Annotated in this window: 15 protein-coding genes; 7 read left to right on the top strand and 8 right to left on the bottom strand. The window is 60.0% G+C overall.

Translation table 11 applies throughout. From position 1 onward, the window contains the following. Positions 1-112: 112 nt before the first annotated feature. Both ASC96_RS08740 and ASC96_RS32530 read right to left on the bottom strand, forming a co-directional pair. Entirely contained in the window at positions 113-853 is a 741-nt protein-coding gene (locus ASC96_RS08740) for a LuxR family transcriptional regulator (protein ID WP_060502631.1), read from the bottom strand. Between the two features lie 164 nt (positions 854-1,017). Then, the gene (locus tag ASC96_RS32530) at positions 1,018-1,317 is read right to left on the bottom strand and encodes a hypothetical protein (protein ID WP_156397425.1); all 300 of its coding nucleotides are present in this window, start codon (positions 1,315-1,317) and stop codon (positions 1,018-1,020) included. Here ASC96_RS32530 and ASC96_RS08735 point away from each other — a divergent pair. Further along, positions 1,311-3,068 carry a glucan ABC transporter ATP-binding protein/ permease gene (locus ASC96_RS08735; RefSeq protein ID WP_060502630.1) on the top strand — a complete coding sequence of 586 codons (1,758 nt, stop codon included), beginning with the start codon at positions 1,311-1,313 and terminating at the stop codon, positions 3,066-3,068. The genes ASC96_RS32530 and ASC96_RS08735 overlap by 7 nt on opposite strands. 49 nt (positions 3,069-3,117) lie before the next feature. On the opposite strand, the gene opgC is transcribed toward ASC96_RS08735, so the two are convergent. The 4 genes from opgC to ASC96_RS08715 all read right to left on the bottom strand — a co-directional run bounded on the left by opgC (position 3,118) and on the right by ASC96_RS08715 (position 14,272). Beyond that, positions 3,118-4,281, bottom strand: a complete 1,164-nt coding sequence (gene opgC, locus ASC96_RS08730) for an OpgC domain-containing protein (protein WP_060502629.1) — start codon at positions 4,279-4,281, stop codon at positions 3,118-3,120. A 131-nt stretch (positions 4,282-4,412) separates the two neighbouring features. Next, the gene (locus ASC96_RS08725; protein ID WP_244481951.1) at positions 4,413-12,902 is read right to left on the bottom strand and encodes a glucoamylase family protein; all 8,490 of its coding nucleotides are present in this window, start codon (positions 12,900-12,902) and stop codon (positions 4,413-4,415) included. A 94-nt stretch (positions 12,903-12,996) separates the two neighbouring features. Beyond that, positions 12,997-13,332 (bottom strand): hypothetical protein, encoded by a 336-nt coding sequence (locus tag ASC96_RS08720; RefSeq protein ID WP_060502627.1) that lies wholly within the window; start codon positions 13,330-13,332, stop codon positions 12,997-12,999. A gap of 46 nt (positions 13,333-13,378) precedes the next feature. Further along, on the bottom strand, positions 13,379-14,272 hold the full coding sequence (locus ASC96_RS08715; RefSeq protein WP_060502626.1) for a LysR family transcriptional regulator: 894 nt from the start codon (positions 14,270-14,272) through the stop codon (positions 13,379-13,381). A 115-nt stretch (positions 14,273-14,387) separates the two neighbouring features. On the opposite strand from ASC96_RS08715, the gene ASC96_RS08710 reads away from it, so the two are divergent. From ASC96_RS08710 to ASC96_RS08685, 6 genes are all read left to right on the top strand, one after another. After that, on the top strand, positions 14,388-15,788 hold the full coding sequence (locus ASC96_RS08710; RefSeq protein ID WP_082511988.1) for a VOC family protein: 1,401 nt from the start codon (positions 14,388-14,390) through the stop codon (positions 15,786-15,788). A gap of 9 nt (positions 15,789-15,797) precedes the next feature. Next, on the top strand, positions 15,798-17,219 hold the full coding sequence (locus ASC96_RS08705) for an FAD-binding oxidoreductase (protein WP_060502625.1): 1,422 nt from the start codon (positions 15,798-15,800) through the stop codon (positions 17,217-17,219). 30 nt (positions 17,220-17,249) lie between these two features. After that, on the top strand, positions 17,250-18,782 hold the full coding sequence (locus tag ASC96_RS08700) for an aldehyde dehydrogenase family protein (protein WP_060502624.1): 1,533 nt from the start codon (positions 17,250-17,252) through the stop codon (positions 18,780-18,782). 9 nt (positions 18,783-18,791) lie between these two features. Then, positions 18,792-20,024: a pyridoxal phosphate-dependent aminotransferase gene (locus ASC96_RS08695; RefSeq protein WP_060502623.1), complete on the top strand. Its 1,233-nt coding sequence runs from the start codon at positions 18,792-18,794 to the stop codon at positions 20,022-20,024. A 171-nt stretch (positions 20,025-20,195) separates the two neighbouring features. Next, positions 20,196-21,614 (top strand): cytochrome P450, encoded by a 1,419-nt coding sequence (locus tag ASC96_RS08690; RefSeq protein WP_060502622.1) that lies wholly within the window; start codon positions 20,196-20,198, stop codon positions 21,612-21,614. Between the two features lie 6 nt (positions 21,615-21,620). Next, positions 21,621-22,610, top strand: coding sequence for a hypothetical protein (locus ASC96_RS08685; protein WP_060502621.1), 990 nt, complete (start codon positions 21,621-21,623; stop codon positions 22,608-22,610). A 2-nt stretch (positions 22,611-22,612) separates the two neighbouring features. Here the strand turns inward: ASC96_RS08685 and phnN are convergent, their stop codons facing one another. Both phnN and ASC96_RS08675 read right to left on the bottom strand, forming a co-directional pair. Continuing rightward, positions 22,613-23,188, bottom strand: coding sequence for a phosphonate metabolism protein/1,5-bisphosphokinase (PRPP-forming) PhnN (gene phnN, locus ASC96_RS08680; protein WP_060502620.1), 576 nt, complete (start codon positions 23,186-23,188; stop codon positions 22,613-22,615). Beyond that, complete coding sequence (locus tag ASC96_RS08675; protein ID WP_060502619.1) at positions 23,188-24,327, bottom strand: alpha-D-ribose 1-methylphosphonate 5-triphosphate diphosphatase; 1,140 nt, start codon at positions 24,325-24,327, stop codon at positions 23,188-23,190. The genes phnN and ASC96_RS08675 overlap by 1 nt, the downstream gene beginning before the upstream one ends.

Here is a 24,327-nt window from a genome sequence, read left to right as displayed (position 1 = left end):
CGGACTCCTCAAGACTTGAAACACGGTAATGCTGCACCGCGAAAAGAATTATTAGCGTTTCATGACTTGAAGTTCAATTTCAGAGTGACGCCCGGGAAAGATTCATTTTCGATCAGGAAATCAGTCCCAGACGAAACGACAACGCCACGGCATGATGGCGATTTTTCGCGTTCAGCTTGTCCTGAATGCCATTCATGTACCAATCGACGGTATGAGTGGAGATATCGAGGATCTTGCTGATCTCGTTCGAAGTCATGCCGTCTGCCAGGTAGTGCAGAGCCTCCATCTCGCGGCGGGTCATCTGCACATCGACCGTGGATACCATTTCCGCAAGCACGGTCGGGTCGGAAAGCTCCAGCAGGCGCCAAAATATCTTCTTGGCAATGCCGTCAAAGATGCTCATTTCGACCGGGCTGAGATCGACGACACGACCGCCCAAAGTCATATTGCCAAGCAGACCCCGGCGTCCGTGAACAGGGAAGATATAGCCGTCATAGAGGCCATGGCCCCGCGCTTCGACCATCATGCGTTCCATACGCTTGCGATGCGGATCAGAGCGGAAGGCGACCAGCGTATCACGCCAGCGGAAACCGCGTTGCGCATGGCCGAGGTAGCGGATGGTCGGATCGATGATAACGTATTTTTTCTTGATGTAGATCTGCGGCCAGCCATCCGGCCAGCGGCCGGCAAGCAGCAGGCTCAACGGATTCTCGTCGGGCTTGGGTTGGCGGACAATTCCGTAATAATCGAAACCATAGTGGTCCATGAGACGCTCGAATTCCTGAACAATCTCATCCCTGCTTCGCATCTCGTCTATCAGTGCCAAAAATTGCACCAGCAACGTGATATTCATAAAGGCCCCTTCAAAATTTTTTAATCTCCAACCGCCCTGTGCGCCGCAACATGAATGTCCCGTTCAGCACCCATTCATGTTGCAATCGCGATAATCCGAGCATCAGTCATGCGACCACCTGGCACGGCATCGTCAACGAACTGCAAGGCGCGAAAAATAGCAAGCTATGAATGATCAACTTCAGGTGTCTGGAATTCCCAATCACAGCGCTGGTTTATCACAATCAAGTTTGCGCGCAGAAGCCAAAAAGATGACTTTCGTTGCCTGCGGGTCAAGAGAATTACAAACGGAAGGAAGAAGGCGTTCAGTTTTGGAATTTTCATTCCATCCACCAAAGATGAGAGAATGAATACCTTTTCCAAACGGGACTTTTCTTCCCTGGACCATTCCCCGCGATGCAAATGCCCTGTTGCTTTTTCATTGCACCGCAAACCAAATGCCCAAGAGGGATAAGACAGTGTCATTGTTCCAGATCTATGCAAGAGCGCTTCAGTATCTTGCCGTCCATAAGCTTCGTGTTTCAGCCATCGTTGCCGCCAACGTTGTCTTGGCTGTTATCACGATTGCCGAGCCCATTCTGTTCGGCCGCATCATCGACGCGATCACATCCAAACAAGCCGTCACCCCTATGCTGTTGATGTGGGCAGGTCTCGGCGTCTTCAACACGGTGGCCTTCGTGCTGGTCGCCCGCGAGGCTGACCGCCTGGCGCATACGCGCCGCTCGACGCTGATTACCGAAGCCTTCGGCCGGATCATCTCCATGCCGCTGTCCTGGCATACCCAGCGCGGCACGTCGAATGCCCTGCACACGCTCTTGCGCGCCTGCGAAACGCTGTTCGGCCTCTGGCTCGAATTCATGCGCCAGCATCTGGCGACTGCGGTGGCGCTCACACTTCTTGTTCCCACAGCCTTTGCCATGGACGTTCGCCTGTCGCTCGTTCTCGTCGTTCTCGGCGTGCTCTATGTGGTCGTCGGCAAGTTCGTCATGACCCGCACGAAGGAAGGTCAGGCTTCGGTCGAAGACCATTATCACACGGTCTTTTCCCACGTCTCCGACTCGATCAGCAACGTGTCCGTTGTGCATAGCTATAACCGTATCGAGGCTGAGACCCGTGAATTGAAGAACTTCACCCAGAAGCTGATCTCGGCCCAGCTGCCGGTTCTCGACTGGTGGGCATTGGCGAGTGCGCTGAACCGCATGGCTTCGACCATTTCGATGATGGCCATCCTCGTCATTGGCACGTTCCTCGTGCAAAAGGGCGAACTCGGTATCGGCGACGTCATTGCCTTCATCGGCTTTGCCGGCCTGCTGATTGGCCGCCTCGACCAGATGAAAGCCTTCGTGACGCAGATTTTCGAAGCCCGCGCCAAGCTCGAAGACTTCTTCGTGCTGGAAGATTCGGTGCGTGAACGCGAAGAGCCTGCCGATGCTGGCGAGTTGAACAATGTCCGCGGCGAAGTCGAATTCCGCGACGTTTCTTTCAACTTCGCCAACTCGACCGAAGGCATGCGCAACGTCTCGTTTACCGCCAAGGCCGGCCAGACAATCGCCATCGTCGGTCCGACCGGCGCCGGCAAGACGACGTTGGTCAACCTTCTGCAGCGCGTCCACGAGCCAGCCAGTGGCCAGATCCTTGTCGATGGCGTCGATATCTCGACCGTTACCCGCAAGTCGCTGCGCCGCTCGATCGCCACCGTGTTCCAGGATGCAGGCCTGCTCAACCGGTCGATCTGCGAGAACATCCGCCTCGGTCGTGAAGACGCATCGCTGGACGAAGTCATGGCCGCTGCCGAGGCTGCCGCCGCTGCCGACTTCATCGAAGGCCGCCAGGGCGGTTACGATACCCGCGTCGGCGAGCGTGGTAACCGGCTGTCCGGCGGCGAACGCCAGCGTATCGCCATTGCCCGGGCAATTCTGAAGAATGCGCCGATCCTGGTGCTGGATGAGGCGACGAGCGCGCTCGACGTCGAAACCGAGAACCGGGTGAAGGCTGCGATCGACAACCTGCGCAAGGACCGTACCACCTTCATCATCGCCCATCGCCTGTCGACGGTGCGCGAGGCCGATCTGGTGATCTTCATGGATCACGGCAAGATCGTCGAGATGGGCGGCTTCAACGAGCTCAGCCAGAGCAACGGCCGGTTCGCCTCCCTGCTCAGGGCAAGCGGTATCCTGACCGACGACGATGTGCGCAAGAGCCACGCCGCCGCCTGATACCAGGAGCAACCACCGAACTTGAAAAGGCCCCGCACAGGGGCCTTTTTTATGCCTTCGCCACCGAGAGCCGGGACAATCCACCGATCCAGTCGAGATACCGGGCATAGGCGAAGTGCAACCCGATGCCGGCAAGCACGAACAGCGAGCCCCAGAGCGGATCCCGGCCGGTGACGAACAGGAGCACCTGGCCGACCATCGCAAGAATAGTCCCGAAGATAAACACTGGCAGCGAATGCCGGCCGATCTGGACAAGCGGGTGGTCAATGCGCAGGCGCGTCAGGCGGCTGAACACCGGAAAGACCGCCAGCAGATAACCGAGCGCCAGAACGTGCAGCAGCCGCGTCAAGGACAGGAATGTCTTGTCAAAACCAGTCAGGACAGTTGGCAGGCCATAGGAGAAATCCAGGTTCCACCAGGACAAGAGCACCCAGAACAACGACAGCGTCACATAGCCCGCCGCTATCGCCACCAGCAGCGGATGGCGCTGTACCGGTTTGCCGGCCCGCGCCCGCATCATGCAGATCATCCCGATGACGAACAGGAACTGCCAGGACCAGGGATTGAGGAACCAGTAGCCTTCATCGAGAAAATTGATGGGCACGATGGTGAAGATACCTGCCGCAAGCCACAGGGCTGCCGATGCCATGAACAACAGGAAAGGGCTTCGCCCGTAGAGCCAGAGCATCGCGGGCAACAATAGGAAGACGACAGCGTACATCGACAGGATGTTGTTGTAGCCCAACTGGTGTCCGAGCAGCACCATGGCGACAATTCCTTGTTCGGTATGATCGACAAGCGGCTTGATGTTGATCTCGCCAATCAGGTCCTGACGGCCAAAATAGAGCGCCCCGCCGGCAAAGATCGCCAGCGTGATGATACTGGTCATGATATGTGCGATGTAGAGCGTGAACGCGCGGCGCCAGATCTTCAAACTGAGCGCAAGACGGTTGCCGATCGTGAATTTCCGCCCATAAGCCAGCCCGGCGGACAGCCCGGAGATCAGCACGAAGGCTTCAGCCGAATCCGAAAATCCGAAGTTTTTTGTGGTCAGGTATTCGAGATATTGCCCCGGCACATGATTGACGAAGATCGTCAGCAGACAAAGTGCCCGAAAGACGTCGAGACGCGTGTCGCGCTGTGAAGGAACAGTGTGGGCTTGCGCCATCTGCCTGTCATCGGCAGGCGGCTCGAATTGCAGCTTTTGAAGCATTCAGAATGGTCTCGTCCGAGTTCAGTGCCCCCTGCCCCCATTGACGCGATATTGATGCAGGCGATCAAAACGAAACCGGCCTTGCGCCTTCTGGTGCAAAGCCGGTTTCAATCCAGATCTAGCGCCGGCGGTTACAACAAAACGCCTTCATGCGCGTTTTTTGTGACAGTATTATTGACACTAACGATCGGCTCGCCGTTTTCCGTATTTTTCGTCACGGAAATAACATGCGCCTTGCCGTCGATGGTCAGCGTTGCCGAGAAGCCATTCCAGTCCTTCGGCAGAACCGGCTGGACAATCAGCTTATCTCCCTGCCGGCGGATGCCGAGAATACCTTCGACTGCGGCACGGTAGAGCCAGGCAGCAGAGCCCGTGTACCAGGTCCAGCCGCCGCGTCCCGTCAACGTACCGTCGCCATAGATGTCGGCGGCGACCACATAAGGTTCAACCCGGTAGTGATCGGCGCTTTCGCGGTCCTTGGCGTGATTGACCGGGTTCAGCATCTTGAAGGCGCGCCAGGCGTCTTCGGTGCGGTTCTGCGCCGCCAGCGCCAGAACCACCCAGGTCGCAGCATGGGTGTATTGTCCGCCGTTTTCGCGGACACCCGGCGGATAGGCTTTGATATAGCCTGGGTCCTGCGCGGTTCCGGAAAGTGGCGGGGTGAACAGCCGGATGATCTGGTGATCGCCGTCGGCCAGTTCAGCCAGTACCGCATCCATCGCCTCGGCCGAGCGGGCCGCATCGCCCTCCCCGGAGAGCACGCTCCAGGACTGGGCAATCGAATCGATCCGGCATTCGCTGCTTTCGGCAGACCCCAGCGGAGTGCCGTCGTCATAGTAGCCGCGGCGATAGTGGCTGCCATCCCAACCGGCCGTTTCCAGGGCCTTCTTGAGGCTTTCAAGATGGGCTTCCCAGGCGGAAACCCGCTTGGTATCGCCCCGCTCGCGAGCAATGACGAGGAACGACCGCAGCGTTGCCGCGAGGAACCAGCCAAGCCAGACGCTGGTGCCGCGCCCTTCGATGCCGACGCGGTTCATGCCGTCATTCCAGTCGCCGCCGAGAATCAGCGGCAGGCCGTTCTCTCCCTTGCGGGCAATGGCGAGATCAAGCGCGATGGCGCAATGCTCGTAAAGGCTGGCACGCCGCTCCGACACGGTCGGCTGATAGAAGCTGTCGTGCTGGCCCGGCTCCAGAGCAGCGCCTTCGATGAAGGCAATCTGCTCGTCGAGAATGTCCTTGGTTCCCGTGACCGAGCAATAATGCTGCACGGCGTGGCCAAGCCAGACGACATCGTCGGAGATCAGCGTGCGCACGCCAGCGCCGGTATTGGGCAACCACCAGTGTAGCACGTCGCCCTCGACAAACTGCCGTGCGGCAGCGTTGAGAATCTGCGCCCGAGCGAGCTCCGGCCGGTGCACGATGAAGGCGAGCGTATCCTGCAGCTGGTCACGGAAGCCGAAGGCGCCGCTGGCTTGATAAAAGGCCGAGCGTGCGAGAATGCGGCAACCGAGGCTCTGGTAGGGAAGCCAGGCATTGACCATGTTGTTGAACGCCTTGTCGGGCGTTTCGATCTGCAAGACGCCGGTGAAATCCTGCCAATAGCTGTTGGAGGCTTCGAGAACCGCTTCGAACGTGCTCTTGCGGGCTTCCGCCAGATGCTCGAGCGCCTGCCCTGCATTGTCGGAATCGCCGATGTAGAACGTCAGTTCGCGGCTGGCACCTGCCTCCAGCGTCACATCCAAAACGACTGCCGCGCAAGGATCGCCGTCTGCTTCGACCGCCCCCGACAGCAAGCCACCATCACGCACAGCCTTCGGGGCATAGATGCTACCCCCTTGGCCAAGGAACTCGCGGCGGCTGGAGGTGAATCCGGACGGCATGTCGCTCGCCGCCAGGAACGCCGTGCGGCCGGAATAGTCGACGCTGTAGGGATTGGTCGCCAGAACAGCGCCACTCGCCTCATCGAGATGCGACAGGATGAACGGCGCCGTCTTTGTCCGGTTGTTGCCGAGCACCCATTCGGCATAACCGTAAACCTTGAGGCTACGGGTTTCACCGGTGGTGTTGTTCAACAGCAGCCGCAGATACTTGACCGGAGCGGTGCGATGTACCGCCTGACCGACCTCAATCTTCAGTCCGTCCTGGACACTCTTGAACACGGAGTAGCCAAGCCCGTGCCGTGTCTCGAACTGGACCGACTTGCGGCGGGAAAGCGCAGCATACGGCGAAAGGACGGCACCGCTATTCATGTCGCGGATGAAGATTGCTTCGCCGGGACGGTTGATCACCGGATCATTGGTCCAGGGCGTCAGCTGATAGTCGCGGGAGTTGCGGCCCCAGGTGAAGGCAGCGCCTTCGGCAGCAACGTGGAAACCGAAAGCCTCGTTGGAAATCACGTTGATCCATGGCTGCGGCGTTGCTTCGCCACCGCGCAAGCGGGTGACGTATTCGCGGCCATCTGGGGAAAAGCCGCCATAACCATTCCAGAAGTCCAACCCGTCGCCGTTGATCTCGACGTTCTCGGCGCCGCTATCATCCGGGATGATTGCCAGCAACGGCCCCGCAGGAATGTCTTCCTTGGGCGACGGTTTTGCCAAGAGATTTTCTGCCCGCGAAATCTGGTCGGAAATCTTGCCATTGCGCGCGTGAAACACGGCACGGGACGCCGACAGAAGCGCTGTCCACGTCTCCGGTTCCATGATATCGCGGCGAACGGCGAAAATGTGCTGACGCGGTCCATCTGCCAGACCGCGCAGACGCAGGTTTTCAGCCATCGCATCCAGCGTGTGCTGCATGTCCTGCGCATAGGACGAGGCGCGCTCGTTGATGATCACCAGATCGGCGGTGACGCCGCGCGAGCGCAGATATTCCTGCGCCCTCAGGGCTTCCCGCGCGATGCCGAGATCGATGTCGTCGTTGATGCGAACGGCAAAGATCGGGAAATCGCCGGAGATGGACAATGGCCAGAGTGCAGATTGAGGCGCAAGGCCTGCCTGCACAGTGGCGGTATCGGCGCGCAGTTGCATGTCGGGATAAACAAGATAGCGGCCAAGCATCTGGAAGCTTGCGGCTTCCTGCGAGGTCACGCCGACATGGCGCATCTGCACCTGCGAACGGGTCCAGGCGTGGATAAGCTCATGATTGAAGCTGTCCGGATGACGATAGCGATCGATGGCCTTGTCGATATCCTGACGGTTTGGCGCAGCGATGGTCCAGAAGATCACACTGACCTTCTTGCCCGCCGGCACGCGCACGACGCGGCGCAGCGAGACGATCGGATCAAGCGTATAACCGTCCGAACCGGAGAGCTTGGCATCGGTATCGAAGGCCTGCGCTTCGGCAAGCGTACGGCCTGTTCCGATGAAGCGGCGGCGATCCGTCTCTGCCTCGGTATGGCGGGTGCTGGCGGCATTATCGACGATCAGGTGCGCCACCTGCATGTCCGGTTCGCCGGGACTGCGCTTGTTGCGCGTGACGCGGATGACGTCACCCTTTGGATCGACTTCCGTCTTCAGGAACATCTTGGCAAACAGCGGATGGGCGCTGTCGGTATCATCCGTGGTCAGAACCGGTTCTGCATAGGAGGTGACTTCGATGAAGCGGTCCTCGGTACCGGTGTTGAGCAGGATCACCCGGCGGCCTTCGGCATCGTGCTCGGTGGCGACGATGCACTCGACTTCGCTGGTGAGATCGCCGACCTTCTTGATGAACTCTGCCTTGTCGTCGCCGAAGCGGGTCGTCGTCGTTTCACCTTCCGCACGGCGCGGTTCGGCTGTTGCCGACCACCAGTCGCCGGTCGTCGTATCGCGCAGGAAGATGAATGTACCGGAGCGATCTTCAGTCGGATCGGCCTTCCAGCGCGCGACGGTCTGGCCGTTCCAGCGGGAATAACCCGAACCGGTCGCCGTCAGCATCACCGCATAGTGGCCGTTCGACAGGAAGACCGTCTCGCGGTCCTTGGCCAGCGGATTGGTGATGACGCGGACTTCGGGGCGCAGCAGGTCTTCCTGGCCCTTGCCGAGCGATTCCGGCTCTTTCTTGGTGTTGATGATCGGAATATCGCGCGGCGCCTTTTCCTGCAGCAGCAGTTCGGCGGCTTCGATGACCGGGTCGGCGTGGAACCACTCACGCAAGCGTCCGTTGAAGACGACGTTGGCGACGGCTGCAATCGACATGCCATGATGGTGGGCATAGTAGTTGCGCACGACGGCGCAGGTCTTGCCCTCCGGCACGCGGGTCGGCGTGAAGTCGACAGCATCGTGGAAACCATAGACGCCGAGCGCTCCGAGCGCGCGCAGGCGCTCCAGGTTGGCAATGGCCGCCTTGGGATCGTACATGCTGGCGAGGATCGAAGCGTAGGGAGCGATGACGGCGTTCTGGCCGAGACCGCGCTTCAGGCCCAGCGTCGGTACACCGAAATTGGTATACTGATAGGTCAGTTCGTGGTCGCGGGCATTGAAGGCCGCTTCCGAAATGCCCCATGGCGTGCCAAGACGGCGGCCGTGGTTCATCTGTTCCTGAACGATCAGGTTGTTGGTCTGGTTGAGAATGCCACCCTGGCGCTCCTGCATGACCAGCGGCGGCATCAGATATTCGAACATCGAGCCGGACCAGGAAATCAGCGCGCCGCGCGCGCCGATCGGCACGATCGGACGACCGAGCTTGTACCAGTGCTCCGTCGGCAAATCACCCTTGGCAATGGCAAACAGGCTGGTCAAACGCGCTTCCGACGCAAGAAGGTCGTAGCAGGCTTCGTCGAGGTCATTGGAATTAACGCGGTAGCCGATCGACAGCAGGCGCCGTTCCGGACGGAACAGGAAGCTGAAATCCATCGAGAAGGCGATATCGCGAGCCCGGTCGCGGATGACGATCAGGCGCTGGCGCAGCGCTTCGATGGCACCGAGATCAAAGACACCGTCGGCGATATGGGCTTCGCAAGTGTTGACGAGCATGGTCGCCCATTTCGTCACTTCACCGCTCTGAGCGCTCTTCACCTCGTGATCGAGATTAACCGTGAGCTTGTGAATATCACGCGCGAGGACCGCGAGGTTGATCACCCGGATGGAGGCGAATTCGTGCTCGCGCTTGACGGCGGCGAGCGCGTTCTGGAAGCCGGTGATCCGCTCTTCCATCAAGCGGCGCAGTGGCCGCACGGTCTTGCGGTCATCCGGCAGATCGGCCAGCACTTCCGACAGGATTGAGGCAACGTCGCCGATACCGTCGAGATTGCCCTGAACGTGCGCGGACGGCGCTTCCGCCCAATCACGGCACATCGAGGATACGGCGATCAGATGGCCGGCGAGATTGCCGCTATCGACGGCGGAGACATATTTCGGCTCCATCGTTTCCAGTGTGTCGGTCTTGTACCAATTGTAGAGATGACCGCGATATTTCGGCATGCGATCAAGGGTGGAAACCGTTTCTTCCAGCCGGCGGATAGTTTCCTCGAAACCGATCCAGCCGAAATCGCGGGCAGACATGACGGAGAGAAGATAGACGCCGATATTCGTCGGCGACGTGCGCTCGGCGAGGATCGGATGCGGGATTTCCTGGAAATTGTCCGGCGGCAGAAAATGCTGCTCGGCGGTGACGAACTGCTCGAAATAGAGCCAGGTGCGGCGCGCGATCTTGCGCAACTCGTCGACGACCTCGTCCGGCACAACCAACTGGTCTTCCGTTTCGGCCGATTGGCTGACAAACCAGGCAACGGCCGGGGACAGAGCCCAGAGCAGCGCAAATGGAATGCCGATGAAGGGAAGGCCGGTATCGGAAATCGCTGCCAGCAGGAGCGAAATGACCGACAGGACCGGGGCGATCCACATCGACCGGTAATAATCAAGGATGCTGCCGCCAGCCGAGCTTTGCACCTGCGCAGCCGTGCGCCATTCCAGCATCAGCTTGCCACTGACGAAGGTTCTGTAGAGCGACCGCACGATCGCATCCATCATCATCGCGGCAGAATGGGCGAGGAAGACGATGCGCAGGGCGACCTGCGCATTGGCGGCCTGTATTTCGGAGAGAACGGCATGCAGATGGGCGCGCGCGACGATATCGTTGCGGCGCGGCATGATGCCTGAGATCAGCGACAGGGTGGGCGCGACGAAGAGACTGAAGATCAGCACGAACTGCCAGACCAGCGCCTGTGTCGGCTCCATGTAGTACCAGCCCATGACCGAGGCGATCAGCCAGGCACAGGGGATCAGCGAACGGCGCAGGTTATCGTACATCTTCCAGCGGCCGAGCATGCTGACGCCGTTGGACAGGTTGAACATATACGGCAGCAGCTGCCAGTCGCCGCGTGCCCAGCGATGCTGGCGCGACATCTCGACCTCGTAGCGGATCGGGAAATCCTCGACCAGCTCGACATCGCTGACCAGCGCGCAATGGGCCAGCGAGCCTTCGAGCAAATCGTGACTGAGAACCGCGTTTTCCTCGATCTTGCCTTTCAGGGCCGCCTCGAAGGCATCGACGTGATAGAGACCCTTACCGGTAAACGTCCCTTCGCCCGCAATGTCCTGATAAACATCGGACACGGTGAAGACATAGGGGTCGATACCGCGGTTGACCGAGAAGATGCGCTGGAATGCCGACGCATCGCTGCCGGTGGTCAAGGACGGGGTAACACGCGGCTGCAGGATGCCGTAACCAGCCGTGACCTTCTGCGTGACCGGGTCGACGACCGGGCGGTTGATCGGGTGATAGAGCTTGCCGACGAGCTTGGTTACCGCATCACGCATCAGGCGCGTGTCGGAATCGAGCGTCATGACATATTGTACATTTTCCGGCACGGTGTTGGCACCGGCAAGGAAGCTGGTGTCGCTATCGCCGCGCAGGAGCAGGTTCAACTCGTGCAGCTTGCCGCGTTTGCGTTCCCAGCCCATCCAGGCGCCTTCGGCTTCGTTGTAGAGGCGGCGGCGGTGCAGCAGGTAGAAACGGGTGCGGCCATCATGCGCATAGCGGGCGCTCAGCGTTTCGATCTCGGCCTTTGCGTATTCAAGCACATCGAGATCGGCAGCCGTTTCTTCTTCAGCACTATCGACCCAATCGCTGACCAGCGCGAAATAGATTTCGCCCTTTGGATTGGCGAGATAGTGAACCTCGAGATTGCGCACCAGTTCATCGACATGATCGCGCTTGGAAATCAGACAGGGGACGACGACGAGCGTTCGCGCATCCTCCGGAATCCCGTCAAGGAATTCGTATCCGACCAGTCTTGATGGAGTAACGCACAGCGTCACCAGCGTGTTGAAGAGGCCGGCTGCACCTTCCGAAGCGGGCAGGGCAAACAGCAGCAGCATGATCAACTTGGCACCCGTCGGAATTTCCATCGGGCTGACGAAAATGTAGACGGCAATCATCGCAAGGATGGTCAGGAGAATGTTTGGACCGGCAATCGCAAACCAGTCCAGCTTCCGGCCAAGCCGGATGATGGTCTGAAGGACGGACGGACGGTAGCCGATCTTTTCTTCCAGCAGACGGCGCTGCTTGCCGACGAGAAAGCCGCCGACATTTGGCTCATGCGGCATCTCGATGGTGCTGGCGTCGGCCTTGACCATGGCAAGCGCGATCTGCGTAACTTCAAGTTCGGAACTGCCGGAGCGGCGGGCTAGCCGTTCGATGGTGTTGCGGTACTTGTTGCGCGATCCGAAATCGAGGGCGGAATAATCCGAGCCTTCACGCAATGCGTCATCGAGCTTACTGACGCTTTCGAACCAGACGGCCCAGTCGTTATCGTCGATTTCACGCAGGCTGCGGATGATGTTGCTCATCGTCGCATTGCCCGACGACAGCCGGTTTTGCTCGGCGACCAGAGCTTCCTCGACGTCACTACCGCGTTTTTCCAGCTGTCTTTCCAGCCAGGTAATAACAAATCCCGATGTCTGCGATCCGTCCCGCAGGCGGTAGAGCAGCTGCGCGACAAATGTGTTGTCGGCACAGAGCGGCTCGGCCTCGGCCAGCACGGACTCGAATTTTTCCGGCGTGCCGAGACGGACAATCTGGTCGGCAACGTCGTTTGCCTTGTTGCGCATGTTGCGCGACCGGTCGACCCGGATGGCGATACGCCGCAGATTTTCGATCAGCACGAACCGGACGATGGACGGCAGAGCCCACAATTCGCCGATCTTGAAGGTCTCGTGTTCCTGGAAGCCGGAAACCATCGCCGTCAGGCTTTCGCGCGACACCGTGCTGTGGGTATGGGCCACATAGAGCCAGGCGAGCGCCATGGTGCGCGGGATTGTTGTGCCGGCAACCGGCAAGGTCGGCAGCTGGCGATAGAACTTGCGCGGAAAATCGCGCCGCACTTCCTGGATCGATTCTTCGACGAGATAATGGTTGTCGAGCAGCCATTCGGCGGCAGGCGTGATCGAAGCACCGGCCTCGACATCGGTCGCCGTCACCTTGTAGACGCGGAAAATCTCGTTTTCGTTTTCGCGGTGGCGCGGACGGAACTCGAAGGGAAAGAACCCCGGAAGAGACGAAACACCGTCACGGGCGAGTGCTGCACCGCATTCACGAAGCTCATCGATGGTGAAATAGGTCGAGCGGATCGAATCGTTATAGTCGATCGGCTTGATCTCGGCTTCGCGTTGCGGCGTGGACGGCGTGTTATGAAGAGGCATGGGTACGGGTTCTGGATCCAGGCGGTGTTGAAGGGTCCGGTGGTCGTGCCGGATGGGCTGCTGCCCTGATTTTTGGCTCTGCGCTTCCACGATCCTAGCTGTCCGCTTGCGCTCTGCCGAAAGCCGTCAGGTCTCGCGCAAGCGGGAAACCAAAAAGTTTGGCATTGCCCGGACGGGCTTGGGAAGGTGTGAAAACGACAGTCACTTCGCTATCAAGGCTGCGTGATGCAAGAAATTGGCATTTTTTAGCCGTAGTGCCAATATGTTGCAAGAAGCGCGGCCGGCGTTCAGGGTGATTTCGCGCCTGCCACGCAAAAGAAAGCGCGGCATACACTTTTTTCGTCTCAACCAAGTCCGGGAAATCGTTTTCAACTGTATATTTGAGGCTGTTCATCCAGACCGGAACGCGCCTGGACGGGAAATGTTCCATCCATCCGGCCGCGTTACAATAGAGCGCCTTCCCCGGCGCCCGGCGGTCACCCCACCTGCTTGACGATCCAGGCGCGAAATGCCTGGCTGACCGGATTTTCCAGCTTGCCCTCCGGCACCACCAGATAATAGCTGTTTTCCGTGTGCATCGGCCGGTCGAAGACGACACGCAGCCGATCGGCCGCAAGTTCCTGCTCGATGAGGTAGCGCGGTACCAGCGCAAAGCCGAGACCGACGATTGCGGCCTCGATGACCATCGAAAACTGGTCGAAGCGGTTGCCGCGATAGGCCGACTTCATCTCGCCGCCATTGCTTTCAAACCACTGCGCCCACATCTTCGGCCGCGTGGCGAGATGCAAGAGCGGCTTGTGTTCCAGCTCGCCGGGTTCCTTCATCGGATTGAGAGCCAGAAGTGCAGGACTAGCGACTGGTACGATGATCTCGCTGCAGAGATAGCTGCAGGTGGCATGCGCCCAGACCGGTTGGCCATAGTGTATGGCGAGATCGAAATTCTGCTCTTCGAAATCGAACGGTTGCGACCGCGAGGCGATGTTGATCACCGTGCCGGGATGCTGATTGAGAAAATCCGGAAGCCGCGGCGTCAGCCAGCGGCTGCCGAAGGTCGGCAGCGATGCGACGGAGAGCGTCGATTCCGAGCGAGCCGACGCCATGGCGCGAACCATCAACTCCTCTGACTGGGTCAGCAGCCGGCGAACCTCTGGCAGGAATTTCTGACCGGCATCGGACAGAATGACCCGCTGGCGGATGCGCTCGAACAGGAGCACCCCGATCTGGCTTTCAAGATCCTTGATCTGGCGGCTGACGGCGCTCTGGGTCAGGTTCAACTCGGCGGCTGCCTGCGTGAAGCTGCCGTGACGCGCGGCACACTCGAATGCCTGCAGCGTGGTAACATCAGGGACCAGTCTTCTGCTCAACTTCATTCCAGCCTCGCATGATCATAGTCATAACCGTCGCAATCAATGCCCATTCGCCACATATATGATACGAAATGAGAATGATCACCGTTATCCCTTCCATACTGCGAGGCGCGTTGCCGTGAAAGAGAATAGTTTCGTATCCACCGACCATATCCGCTCAGCCTTTTCCGCGGCGATGTCGGCCATGTACCGCACCGAGGTGCCGGCCTATGGCACATTGATGGAATTGGTAGGCAGGGTGAATGCAGAAACGCTCGCCGCCGATCCGGATCTGCAGGCCCGCCTTGAGGATACGGACTCGCTGGAGCGCATCTCCGAGGAGCGCCACGGTGCGATCCGGCTCGGCACGCCCGCCGAACTGTCGATGATGCGCCGCGTCTTTGCCGTCATGGGCATGATGCCGGTCGGTTACTACGATTTGTCGACCGCCGGCGTTCCGGTTCATTCGACGGCTTTCCGCCCGGTCGGCGATGCGGCCCTGAAGAAAAACCCGTTCCGCGTCTTCACCTCGCTGCTCCGCCTCGACCTGATCACCGACGAAGCGCTGCGCAATGAGGCCGAACAGATCCTGTCAAAGCGTCAGATATTCACCGACGGCGCCATCGCGCTGACGGAAAAGGCGGAAAAGCAGGGTGGCCTCGACAAGACCGACGCCGAACGTTTCGTTGCCGAAGCGCTGGAAACCTTCCGCTGGCACGATAGGGCCAATGTCAGCCCGGACATGTATCATCGCCTGCACGATGCCCACCGGCTGATTGCCGACGTGGTCTCGTTCAAGGGCCCACATATCAACCATCTGACGCCGCGCACGCTGGATATCGACGCTGTTCAGGCGCGCATGCCCGACTACAAGATAGCGCCCAAAGCAACGATCGAGGGTCCGCCAACCCGCAAATGCGCCATCCTGTTGCGCCAGACGTCGTTCAAGGCGCTGGAAGAACCGGTGTCGTTCCAGGCTGCGGACGGCAGCTGGCATGAAGGTTCGCACACCGCCCGTTTCGGTGAGATCGAACAGCGCGGTATTGCGCTGACTCCTAAGGGTCGGACGCTGTATGACGACCTGCTCAATGCGTCCCGCAAGATCGTCCGCCCGGCTGCTGACGGCTCGAATGCTGCGGACTATGAAAAGGCTCTGTCAGAGGCCTTCCTTCCGTTCCCCGATACATGGGCCGGCATCCGTGCTGAAGGTCTCGGTTACTTTGCCTATTCGCTGACGGCCAAGGGCCGCAAGGCAAAGGCCGATACATCCGCAAGCCTCGACAGCCTGATCGCCGATGGCCTCGTTCAGTTCGATCCGATCGTCTACGAAGACTTCCTGCCCGTCAGCGCCGCCGGTATCTTCCAGTCCAATCTCGGCGACGAGGCTGCCCAGGAATTCGTGGCAAGCCCCAACCAGCAGCGTTTCGAACTGGATCTCGGTGCGAAAGTCCTGAACGAGTTCGATCACTATGCCGGTATCGAGCAGGCTTCGATTGTCGATGTCAGACAGATGCTTTCGTCTGCGCAGGCAGCGGAGTAAAGCTGAAGCATGATCGACCAGAACCACGTCGCAGCACTGACCGCACTCCTCGGTGACAAGGGCATTGTCACCGGAGGCAGTGATGTGGCGGCTTACCAGACCGGCGCGCGCTACGACCAGGGCCACGCCGCACTCGTGCTGCGTCCGCAAACCGCCGAAGAGGTTTCGGCGGCCGTTTCCTATTGCGTCAGGAACGGCATCGTTCTCATTCCGCAATCCGGCAATACTGGCCTTGTCTCCGGCTCGACGCCGGATGAGACAGGCACTCAGGCTGTGCTCAGCCTCGACCGGATGACCCAGCGCTTCGATCTTGATCTCGACAACCGTTCACTGCGTGCCGATGCCGGGTTCCGGCTTTCCGACGTCAACCAGAGGCTCGAAAAACACGGGCTGTTCTTCCCGATCGATCTCGGCGCCGATCCGCGGCTGGGCGGCATGCTGGCCACCAATACCGGTGGCTCGCGCTTCCTGAAATATGGCGACGTGCGCCGTAACACCTTGGGCATCAAGGTGGTCCTGGCCGACGAAGAGGGCACCGTCCTTGATCTGACGTCGGAGTTGCGCAAGAACAATACCGGCGTCGACTGGAAGCAGGTTTTCATCGGCACATCCGGCGCTTTCGGTATCATCACCGAATGCGTCGTCAATCTTGAACCGCTGCCGAAGCAAGTGGCGACAGCCTATCTGGTTCCAACCAGCGGCGCCCATGTCATGCCGCTGCTGCGCGCCATGGAAGACCGGCTCGGCTCGTATCTCTCGGCTTTCGAGGGCATTTCGAAAAACTCCGTCACGGCGGCGCTGGATCACGTGCCATCGCTGAAGAACCCCTTTCAGGGCGGCAATGTGCCTGACTATGTCATCCTCGCCGAAATTTCCCGCACCTGGGAACCACGCGAAGGCGAGCAGTCGCTTGATGCGGTGCTCGAAGCGGTGCTGGCAGAAATCTGGGAAACGGAGGAAGCGCCGCTTGCCGATGCCTTTGTTGGTCCAGCTCATGAAATGTGGTCCTTGCGCCACGCCCTGTCGGAGGGCGTCAAGCATTCCGGAAAATTGATCGCCTTCGATCTTTCCTTCCGCAGAGGTGATATCATGGCGTTCTGCGACCGCATGAAGGCCGATATGCCGCAAGCCTTTCCGGAGGTGACGATCTGCGATTTCGGCCATATCGGTGATGGCGGTGTGCATTTCAATCTCGTGGTGCCGAAGGACAGCGCCTCGGCATCGGACGCAGATTTCGAGCGGCGGCTGCGCGATTGGGTGCTTGCCATCGCCGTCACGGATTTCAACGGCAGCTTCAGTGCCGAACATGCCATCGGACGCAAAAACCAAGCCTATTACGACCTTTATACGCAACAGAAAATCAAGGACATGGCCCAGGGCCTCAAGGCCATCACCTCGCCGGGAGATCTCGGTGCGGTGTGCTTCGGATAGTCCTTCGACCAAGAAAACGGGAGTTTGCTCATGAACATTGCAACGAAATCGGTAAATGTCGTTCAGGAAACGGCCGCCCTTCTGGAGAAGCTCGGCGTCTCCAAAGAACTCTACACAGGCGGGGACATGGCCTCCTTCTCGCCGGTCACCGGCGAGAAGATCGCCAACCTGAAGACGGTTTCGGCTGCTGAAGCCGCTGCCAAGATCGAAAAGGCCGACGCGGCATTTCGCGCCTGGCGGCTGGTACCGGCGCCGAAGCGGGGTGAACTGATCCGCCTGCTCGGCGAAGAACTGCGCGCCCATAAGGCTGATCTCGGCCGTCTGGTCTCGATCGAAGCCGGCAAGATCACCTCGGAAGGCCTTGGCGAAGTCCAGGAAATGATCGACATCTGCGATTTCGCCGTCGGTCTCTCCCGCCAGCTCTACGGTCTGACCATCGCCACCGAACGTCCCGGCCACCGCATGATGGAAACCTGGCATCCGCTCGGCGTCATCGGCGTTATCTCCGCCTTCAACTTCCCGGTTGCCGTCTGGGCCTGGAACGCCGCACTTGCCATCGTCTGCGGCAATGCCGTCGTCTGGAAGCCGTCGGAAAAGACCCCGCTTACCGCACTTGCATCGCAGGCTATCCTTGATCGCGCCATTGCCCGCTTCGGCGATGCGCCGGAAGGCCTGACGCAGGTTCTGATCGGCGACCGCGCCATCGGGGAAGTGCTGGTAGATCATCCGAAGGTACCGCTGGTTTCGGCCACCGGTTCCACCCGCATGGGCCGTGATGTCGGTCCGCGTCTGGCCAAGCGCTTTGCCCGCGCCATTCTCGAACTCGGCGGCAACAATGGCGGCATCGTCTGCCCGTCGGCCGATCTCGACATGGCTCTGCGCGCCATCGCGTTTGGTGCGATGGGCACGGCCGGTCAGCGCTGCACGACGCTACGCCGCCTGTTCGTCCACGAGAGCGTCTACGACCAGCTCGTTCCGCGCCTGAAGAAGGCCTATTCGAGCGTGTCGGTCGGCAATCCGCTGGAATCCTCGGCCCTCGTCGGCCCGCTGGTCGACAAGCCGGCTTTCGACAACATGCAGAAGGCGCTGTCCGAAGCCAAGGCTCATGGCGGCTCGGTCACGGGCGGCGAACGCGTCGATCTCGGCCATGCCAACAGCTACTATGTAAAGCCGGCTCTGGTCGAAATGCCGAAACAGGACGGTCCGGTCACCGAAGAAACCTTCGCACCGATCCTCTACGTCATGAAGTATAACGACTTCGATGCCGCGGTTGCCGATCACAATGCGGTTGGCGCCGGTCTCTCCTCGTCGATCTTCACGCTCGACCTGCAGGAAGCCGAGCGCTTCCTGTCGCCTGACGGTTCCGACTGCGGCATCGCCAACGTCAACATCGGTACATCCGGTGCTGAAATCGGCGGCGCATTCGGCGGCGAAAAGGAAACCGGCGGCGGCCGCGAATCCGGCTCGGACGCATGGCGCGCCTACATGCGCCGCGCCACCAACACGATCAACTATTCGAAGGCCCTGCCGCTGGCACAGGGCGTCTCCTTTGACATCGAATAAGGATCGGTCATGACCATCAACGCCAAGGTTGAGGAGGCGGGCTTTGCGCCCGCCTCGCGGATTTCCACGATCGGTGTGTCGCAGATCCTGAAGATTGGTGCACGGGCGCAGGCCATGAAGCGCGACGGCAAGCCGGTGATCATTCTGGGCGCCGGCGAACCGGACTTCGATACGCCAGATCACGTCAAGCGGGCGGCTTGCGACGCCATCCAGGGCGGCAAGACCAAATACACCGCGCTCGACGGCACGCCTGAGCTGAAGCAGGCGATCCGTGATAAATTCTCCCGGGAGAATGGAGTCTCTTACGCACTTGATGAAATCACGGTAGCCACCGGCGCGAAGCAGATCCTCTTCAATGCCATGATGGCGACGCTGAACCCCGGCGACGAAGTGATCATCCCGACGCCCTATTGGACGTCCTATTCCGATATCGTCGAAATCGCCGAGGGCAAGCCTGTGCTGATCGCCTGCGACGCGGAAGCCGGTTTCCGGCTGAAGGCGGAACAGCTTGAAGCGGCGATCACGCCGAAGACGCGCTGGGTAATGCTGAATTCGCCATCCAACCCATCGGGCGCCGCCTATAGCGCGGAAGATTACCGCCCGCTGCTTGACGTGCTGTTGAAGCATCCGCATGTCTGGCTTCTGGTCGACGATATGTACGAGCATATCGTCTATGACGGCTTCAAGTTTGTCACCCCTGCAGCAATCGAACCGGCGCTGAAGAACCGGACGCTGACCGTCAATGGTGTCTCCAAGGCCTATGCCATGACCGGCTGGCGCATCGGTTATGCCGGTGGCCCAAGCGACCTGATCAAGGCGATGGCCGTGGTGCAGAGCCAGGCGACCTCCTGCCCGTCCTCAATCAGCCAGGCCGCTTCGGTTGCCGCGCTGAACGGACCGCAGGATTTTCTGAAAGAGCGAACCGAAAGCTTCCAGCGCCGCCGCGATCTGGTCGTTACGGCGCTCAACGCCATCGAGGGCCTTGATTGCCGCACGCCCGAGGGCGCGTTTTACACCTTCTCGGGATGCGCCGGCATGCTCGGCAAGACCACTCCCGGCGGGAAGCCTATCGAGACGGACGCAGACTTCTGCGCCTACCTGCTCGATGACGCTCATGTCGCCGTGGTGCCCGGCTCGGCCTTCGGCCTGTCGCCGTTCTTCCGTATCTCCTACGCGACTTCGGAGGCGGAACTGCGCGAAGCGCTGGAGCGGATTACCAAGGCCTGCATAGCCTTGCGTTAAAACCGTCTTGCCTGCATCTACAGTTACAAGGACGAACAACCCTGCCGTTTCCGACGGCAGGGTTTTCTCTGTCGAAAGAATTTTGCGCCGTTGGAAATTGCTGCTATCCGGTAATTGCAACCATCAAAACTCACAGTGCCGTCACCGGACACAGACAGGGGCAGCCGGAGCATGTTCTCCAGTTTACGGCAATCGACGGATATCATTGAAAACCTCCGGAAGAATTCGTTCGAACCTGCGCATGCCGACTATTACAGGGGCAAGCCTGGCCGACCGCTCAATCTCATCCTCAAGGCGCGCCATGACTTTCTCTCGGTCTGGCGCAAGGGCGATTATGCGGATTGCGTGACCGCGTCGAAAATCTTCGGACGTCAGGTCGTCGTGGTCAATTCTCCGGACGCGATCCGCTATGTCGTCGCCAAACGGCACGAGAATTTCGAGCGCAAGACGCCGCAAATGCGGCGCGCGCTGGAATTCCTTTTGGGTGATGGGCTGTTCATCTCTGATGGCGAGACCTGGAAGCAGCGGCGCCCGCTGGTCGCCGATATCGTCCACAAGAACCGCGTGCCGGCTTTCGGCAAGATCATGCAGAACACCACAAGCGAACTGGTGCACCGCTGGGAATCGCTTCCCGACGGCGCCCCGGTCAATGCGCTGTTCGAAATGGCCGGACTGACCGCGGAAATCATCTCCCGGGCCGTGTTTGGCAATGATCTCGGCGAAGATGGTGCCAAGGCCGTCAGCGAAGGTTTCGAGAGCTATCAGTCGCTGATCGATTCCGTCAATATCGGCTACTTCCTCGGCTTCGACGAAGGGCTGCCGGTACTGCGGACACCCAAACTGCGCCGGTCCGTTTCACGCATTCACGGGATCATCGACAAAGTGGTCGAGGATCATCTGGCCGGGCGCGGCGACGACAATTCGATGGTGGAGCTGCTGGTACGGCGGCAGAAACGCAATCCGGAACTGAAACTCGACGTGGTGGCATTGCGAAACGAGGCGGCCACCATCTTCATGGCGGGTCACGAGACAACAGCGGCGACGTTGACCTGGGCCTGGTACCTGCTGTCGCGGGCACAATGGGTCGAAAAATCACTGCACGAGGAAATCGCCCGCGTTTGCGGCAACCGTGTGCCGACGCTTGACGACATTCCGCAACTCGATTGGTGCCGGGCGATTATTGAGGAGACCCTGCGGCTGTACCCGCCGGTGCCGATCCTTGCGCGCCAGGCGAAAGAGGCCGACCGGATCGGCGATATCGACGTCAAGCCGGCATCACTCATTCTGATCGTTCCCTGGCTGCTACACCGGACGGAAGCCTTCTTCAAGGACGCCCATCTCTTCAAGCCCGAGCGCTTCATGAATGGCAGCAAGGCCATACCCTACAGCTACATCCCCTTCGCCAGCGGCCCGCGCGTCTGCCCCGGCCTGCAATTCGGTCTTCAGGAAGCGATCCTTTGCCTGGCTATCCTTGCGCAGCGCTTCAGGGTGCGCGTGGCCGAGAACGTGAAGGTCGAGCCCCAATGCCGCCTGACCTTGCGGCCGCGCGGCGGCCTGCCGGTGACACTGCACCGGCGCGAAAGGGTTTAGCTTCAGATGGAAAGACCAGATAACGACGCCAAAAGCGCCGCGGCGAAAAGGTCCGCCTGGATTTATCGCGCTCCTGCCGCCCCACCGCTGATGGATCTGTTCAAAGATGGCGACCGGCGCAAGGCGGCGTTTCGTTATCACGTGACCGGCAATCTCAAGAATCTTCTCGACCTGGCCGTACACTTCGGATTGAAAGCAGTTCCGGCAAGCATCTGCTCGGCGGCCGGTGCCCGGCTTGGAACTTTTGTCATCCCCCGTTGGCACCCATCATCCGTCAAGAAAGCGCAGAAGAACCTGCTGCGCCTTCTCCCGCACGCCACGGAAGAAGAGCGCGAACGGATTCTCAAGCGGAACTGGCAAAACCAGGGCCGCATCATGACGGAGTTTTCGATCATCGCGCGCCTTGCGCGCCGGACAACCTGGCACGATCTGCATCATTTTACCGACGCCTCTGCAAAGGGGCCAGTGATCTTAATCTGCATGCATCTTGGAAACTGGGAGATATTCGCACCCAAACTGGTTGAGCTCGGTTTTTCCCCCTCTGCCAACTACACACCGCCCGCCGGCAGGGCACGCGCATGGATCGCCCGGCGCGTACGGTTGAAACTCGGGTACGGATTGCTGCCGCCCGGCAAGGATGGCATACGCCCGGCGCTGAACATCTTGAAAGACGGTGGCGCGATCTCGGTCTTCTGTGACGAGGGCTTCGCGGGAAAAATCCGCGGCCCATTCTTCGGTCGCCCACCCCATCTCGAAGGCAATCTTGCTGTTGTCGCAAGGCTCGCCCGTCTGACCGGGGCGACGATCTGCCCATGTTATGCAATCCGGCGCGACGGCTCTTCGTTTGACGCTTTTGCGCTGGAATCGATCAACCTGCCGCCGGAAAACAGACCCGGCGAGCGTCTGATGGACGACGTTTTACTCATCAATTCGGTCATTGAGCCGGTCGTCCGTGCCCATCTAGACCAATGGTATTTCCTCGACAATGCCCTCTGACATCAATTGGCGGAACCATGTAACTGGGTGACAAGCATTGCAAATCGCGAACCTGCAACCTCAAGCGGGCCACTATTGTCGATCGTCGTCACATCCGGTTCGTCGAGAATATCCGGCACCTGCCGCTTCAGCCGGTTGAGAATATCCTGCTCGCTTTCGCGGCCACGTGCCACAAGCCGGCTTGCCAGCACCTGCGGCGAGGCGGTGATGTTGACAATGGCTACCCTTGGAAAGGCCTGCCGGAACTGGCCGAGCACTGCCCGGCTGCCATTGGCGATCAAGATCCTGCCTGCCCGCACCTTTTCAAGCGCGTCCTTGGGAACTCCGTATTTCAACCCATGCGCCTGCCAAGCCACCGCGAAATCACCTGCCGCAAGCCGGCTATCGAAAACATCTCCCGAAATGCTCTCGTGATCCTCGCCACCAGCGTCCGACGGCCGGGTGATCACCCGGCGGACAAAATCGATATCGTTGCGATCGGCAAAGTGCTGCGCCACGAAGCCGATGACGCTGTCCTTGCCGGCGCCGCTGGGGCCGACCACAACGACGATCGCGCCCATCTGTCCTTGCCCGTGCATCAGGCGACCCGCTTGCCTTCGCGCCAAACCGACCGAACAACCGGGATGCCGTCATGGCGCTGGACCCGCACAATATCCGCACGCAAGCCCGTGGCGATACGGCCGCGATCGTTGAGACCGACGGTGCGGGCGGGAGTCGCGGTAACCATGGCCAGAGCCTGCGGCAGGCTGACAGTTTCCAACTCATCCGCCAGAACGAACGGCGCATGGATCAGGCTGAACGGCACATAGTCTGACGACAGCACGTCGAGAACGCCGCGTGCGGCAAGATCCTTGGCGGCAATGTTGCCGGAATGTGATTTGCCGCGAACGATATTCGGAGCCCCCATCAAGACGCTGAGGCCCGCCGCATGCGAAGCTTCGGCCGCTTCGAAGCTAGTTGGGAATTCCGCAAGGCGAATGCCGAAGCCAACGGATTCCTCGACATGCGCCAAGGTGGCGTCATCATGGCTGGCAATGGTGATGCCGCGTTCGGCGCAGGCCTTGGCAATCTCGGTGCGATGCGGTCCGGCATACTTGGCCGACAAGGCCTGCTGGCGGGCGCAGAACGCCGCGAAAGCCTCGTCGGAAAGGCCCCGCTTGGTCTTATAGTAGAGCGTGTACTGCTCCATCGTCTGGAACTGGCGTTGACCCGGGGCATGATCCATCAGCGAGACGAGGCCGACCTGCGGATCGTTCTCGAATTCCACGAAGTGTGCCATCACGTTGTCTGTCGAAACTTCGCAGCGCAGATGAATGCGATGGTCGGCACGCAGGCGATTTTCCTTTGCTGCCTGCGCCAGCGCGTTTGCCATGTCGCGCATCTCGCCCTGCTCGAAGCCGCCATCCTCATCGGAGCCCATGCGCAGGCAATCGAAGACGGTAGTGATGCCGGATGTGACGACCTGCGCATCATGCGCCTGGATCGCCGCCATCTTCAGCCAGCGAACGCCGGGGCGCGGCGAATAATGGGCCTCCAGATGATCTGTATGAAGTTCGACCAGGCCGGGAATGAGATAATCGCCTTCGAAATCCTCACCGGTACGGCTGGCACCTTCCGAGATGTCGGCGATCTTGCCGTCACGGATCAGGACCGAGCCGTTGAGAATCTGGTCCTCAAGGACGATGCGGGCGTTGGAGAGAACGGTTTCAACGGTCAT

Origin of the sequence: Rhizobium sp. Root1204 (assembly GCF_001424965.1) — a bacterium.
Lineage (GTDB): Bacteria > Pseudomonadota > Alphaproteobacteria > Rhizobiales > Rhizobiaceae > Pararhizobium.
Note: the sequence above shows the minus strand (reverse complement) of the source record. Positions and strands in the feature narration are given on the sequence as shown.

What these genes read in the sequence shown, in the direction of transcription:
- ASC96_RS08740 (WP_060502631.1), bottom strand. Translation starts at nt 853, where the DNA reads ATGAATATCACGTTGCTGGTGCAATTTTTGGCACTGATAGACGAGATG.
- ASC96_RS32530 (WP_156397425.1), bottom strand. Translation starts at nt 1,317, where the DNA reads ATGACACTGTCTTATCCCTCTTGGGCATTTGGTTTGCGGTGCAATGAA.
- opgC (WP_060502629.1), bottom strand. Translation starts at nt 4,281, where the DNA reads ATGCTTCAAAAGCTGCAATTCGAGCCGCCTGCCGATGACAGGCAGATG.
- ASC96_RS08725 (WP_244481951.1), bottom strand. Translation starts at nt 12,902, where the DNA reads ATGCCTCTTCATAACACGCCGTCCACGCCGCAACGCGAAGCCGAGATC.
- ASC96_RS08720 (WP_060502627.1), bottom strand. Translation starts at nt 13,332, where the DNA reads ATGGAACATTTCCCGTCCAGGCGCGTTCCGGTCTGGATGAACAGCCTC.
- ASC96_RS08715 (WP_060502626.1), bottom strand. Translation starts at nt 14,272, where the DNA reads ATGAAGTTGAGCAGAAGACTGGTCCCTGATGTTACCACGCTGCAGGCA.
- ASC96_RS08705 (WP_060502625.1), top strand. Translation starts at nt 15,798, where the DNA reads ATGATCGACCAGAACCACGTCGCAGCACTGACCGCACTCCTCGGTGAC.
- ASC96_RS08700 (WP_060502624.1), top strand. Translation starts at nt 17,250, where the DNA reads ATGAACATTGCAACGAAATCGGTAAATGTCGTTCAGGAAACGGCCGCC.
- ASC96_RS08695 (WP_060502623.1), top strand. Translation starts at nt 18,792, where the DNA reads ATGACCATCAACGCCAAGGTTGAGGAGGCGGGCTTTGCGCCCGCCTCG.
- ASC96_RS08690 (WP_060502622.1), top strand. Translation starts at nt 20,196, where the DNA reads ATGTTCTCCAGTTTACGGCAATCGACGGATATCATTGAAAACCTCCGG.
- ASC96_RS08685 (WP_060502621.1), top strand. Translation starts at nt 21,621, where the DNA reads ATGGAAAGACCAGATAACGACGCCAAAAGCGCCGCGGCGAAAAGGTCC.
- phnN (WP_060502620.1), bottom strand. Translation starts at nt 23,188, where the DNA reads ATGCACGGGCAAGGACAGATGGGCGCGATCGTCGTTGTGGTCGGCCCC.
- ASC96_RS08675 (WP_060502619.1), bottom strand. Translation starts at nt 24,327, where the DNA reads ATGACCGTTGAAACCGTTCTCTCCAACGCCCGCATCGTCCTTGAGGAC.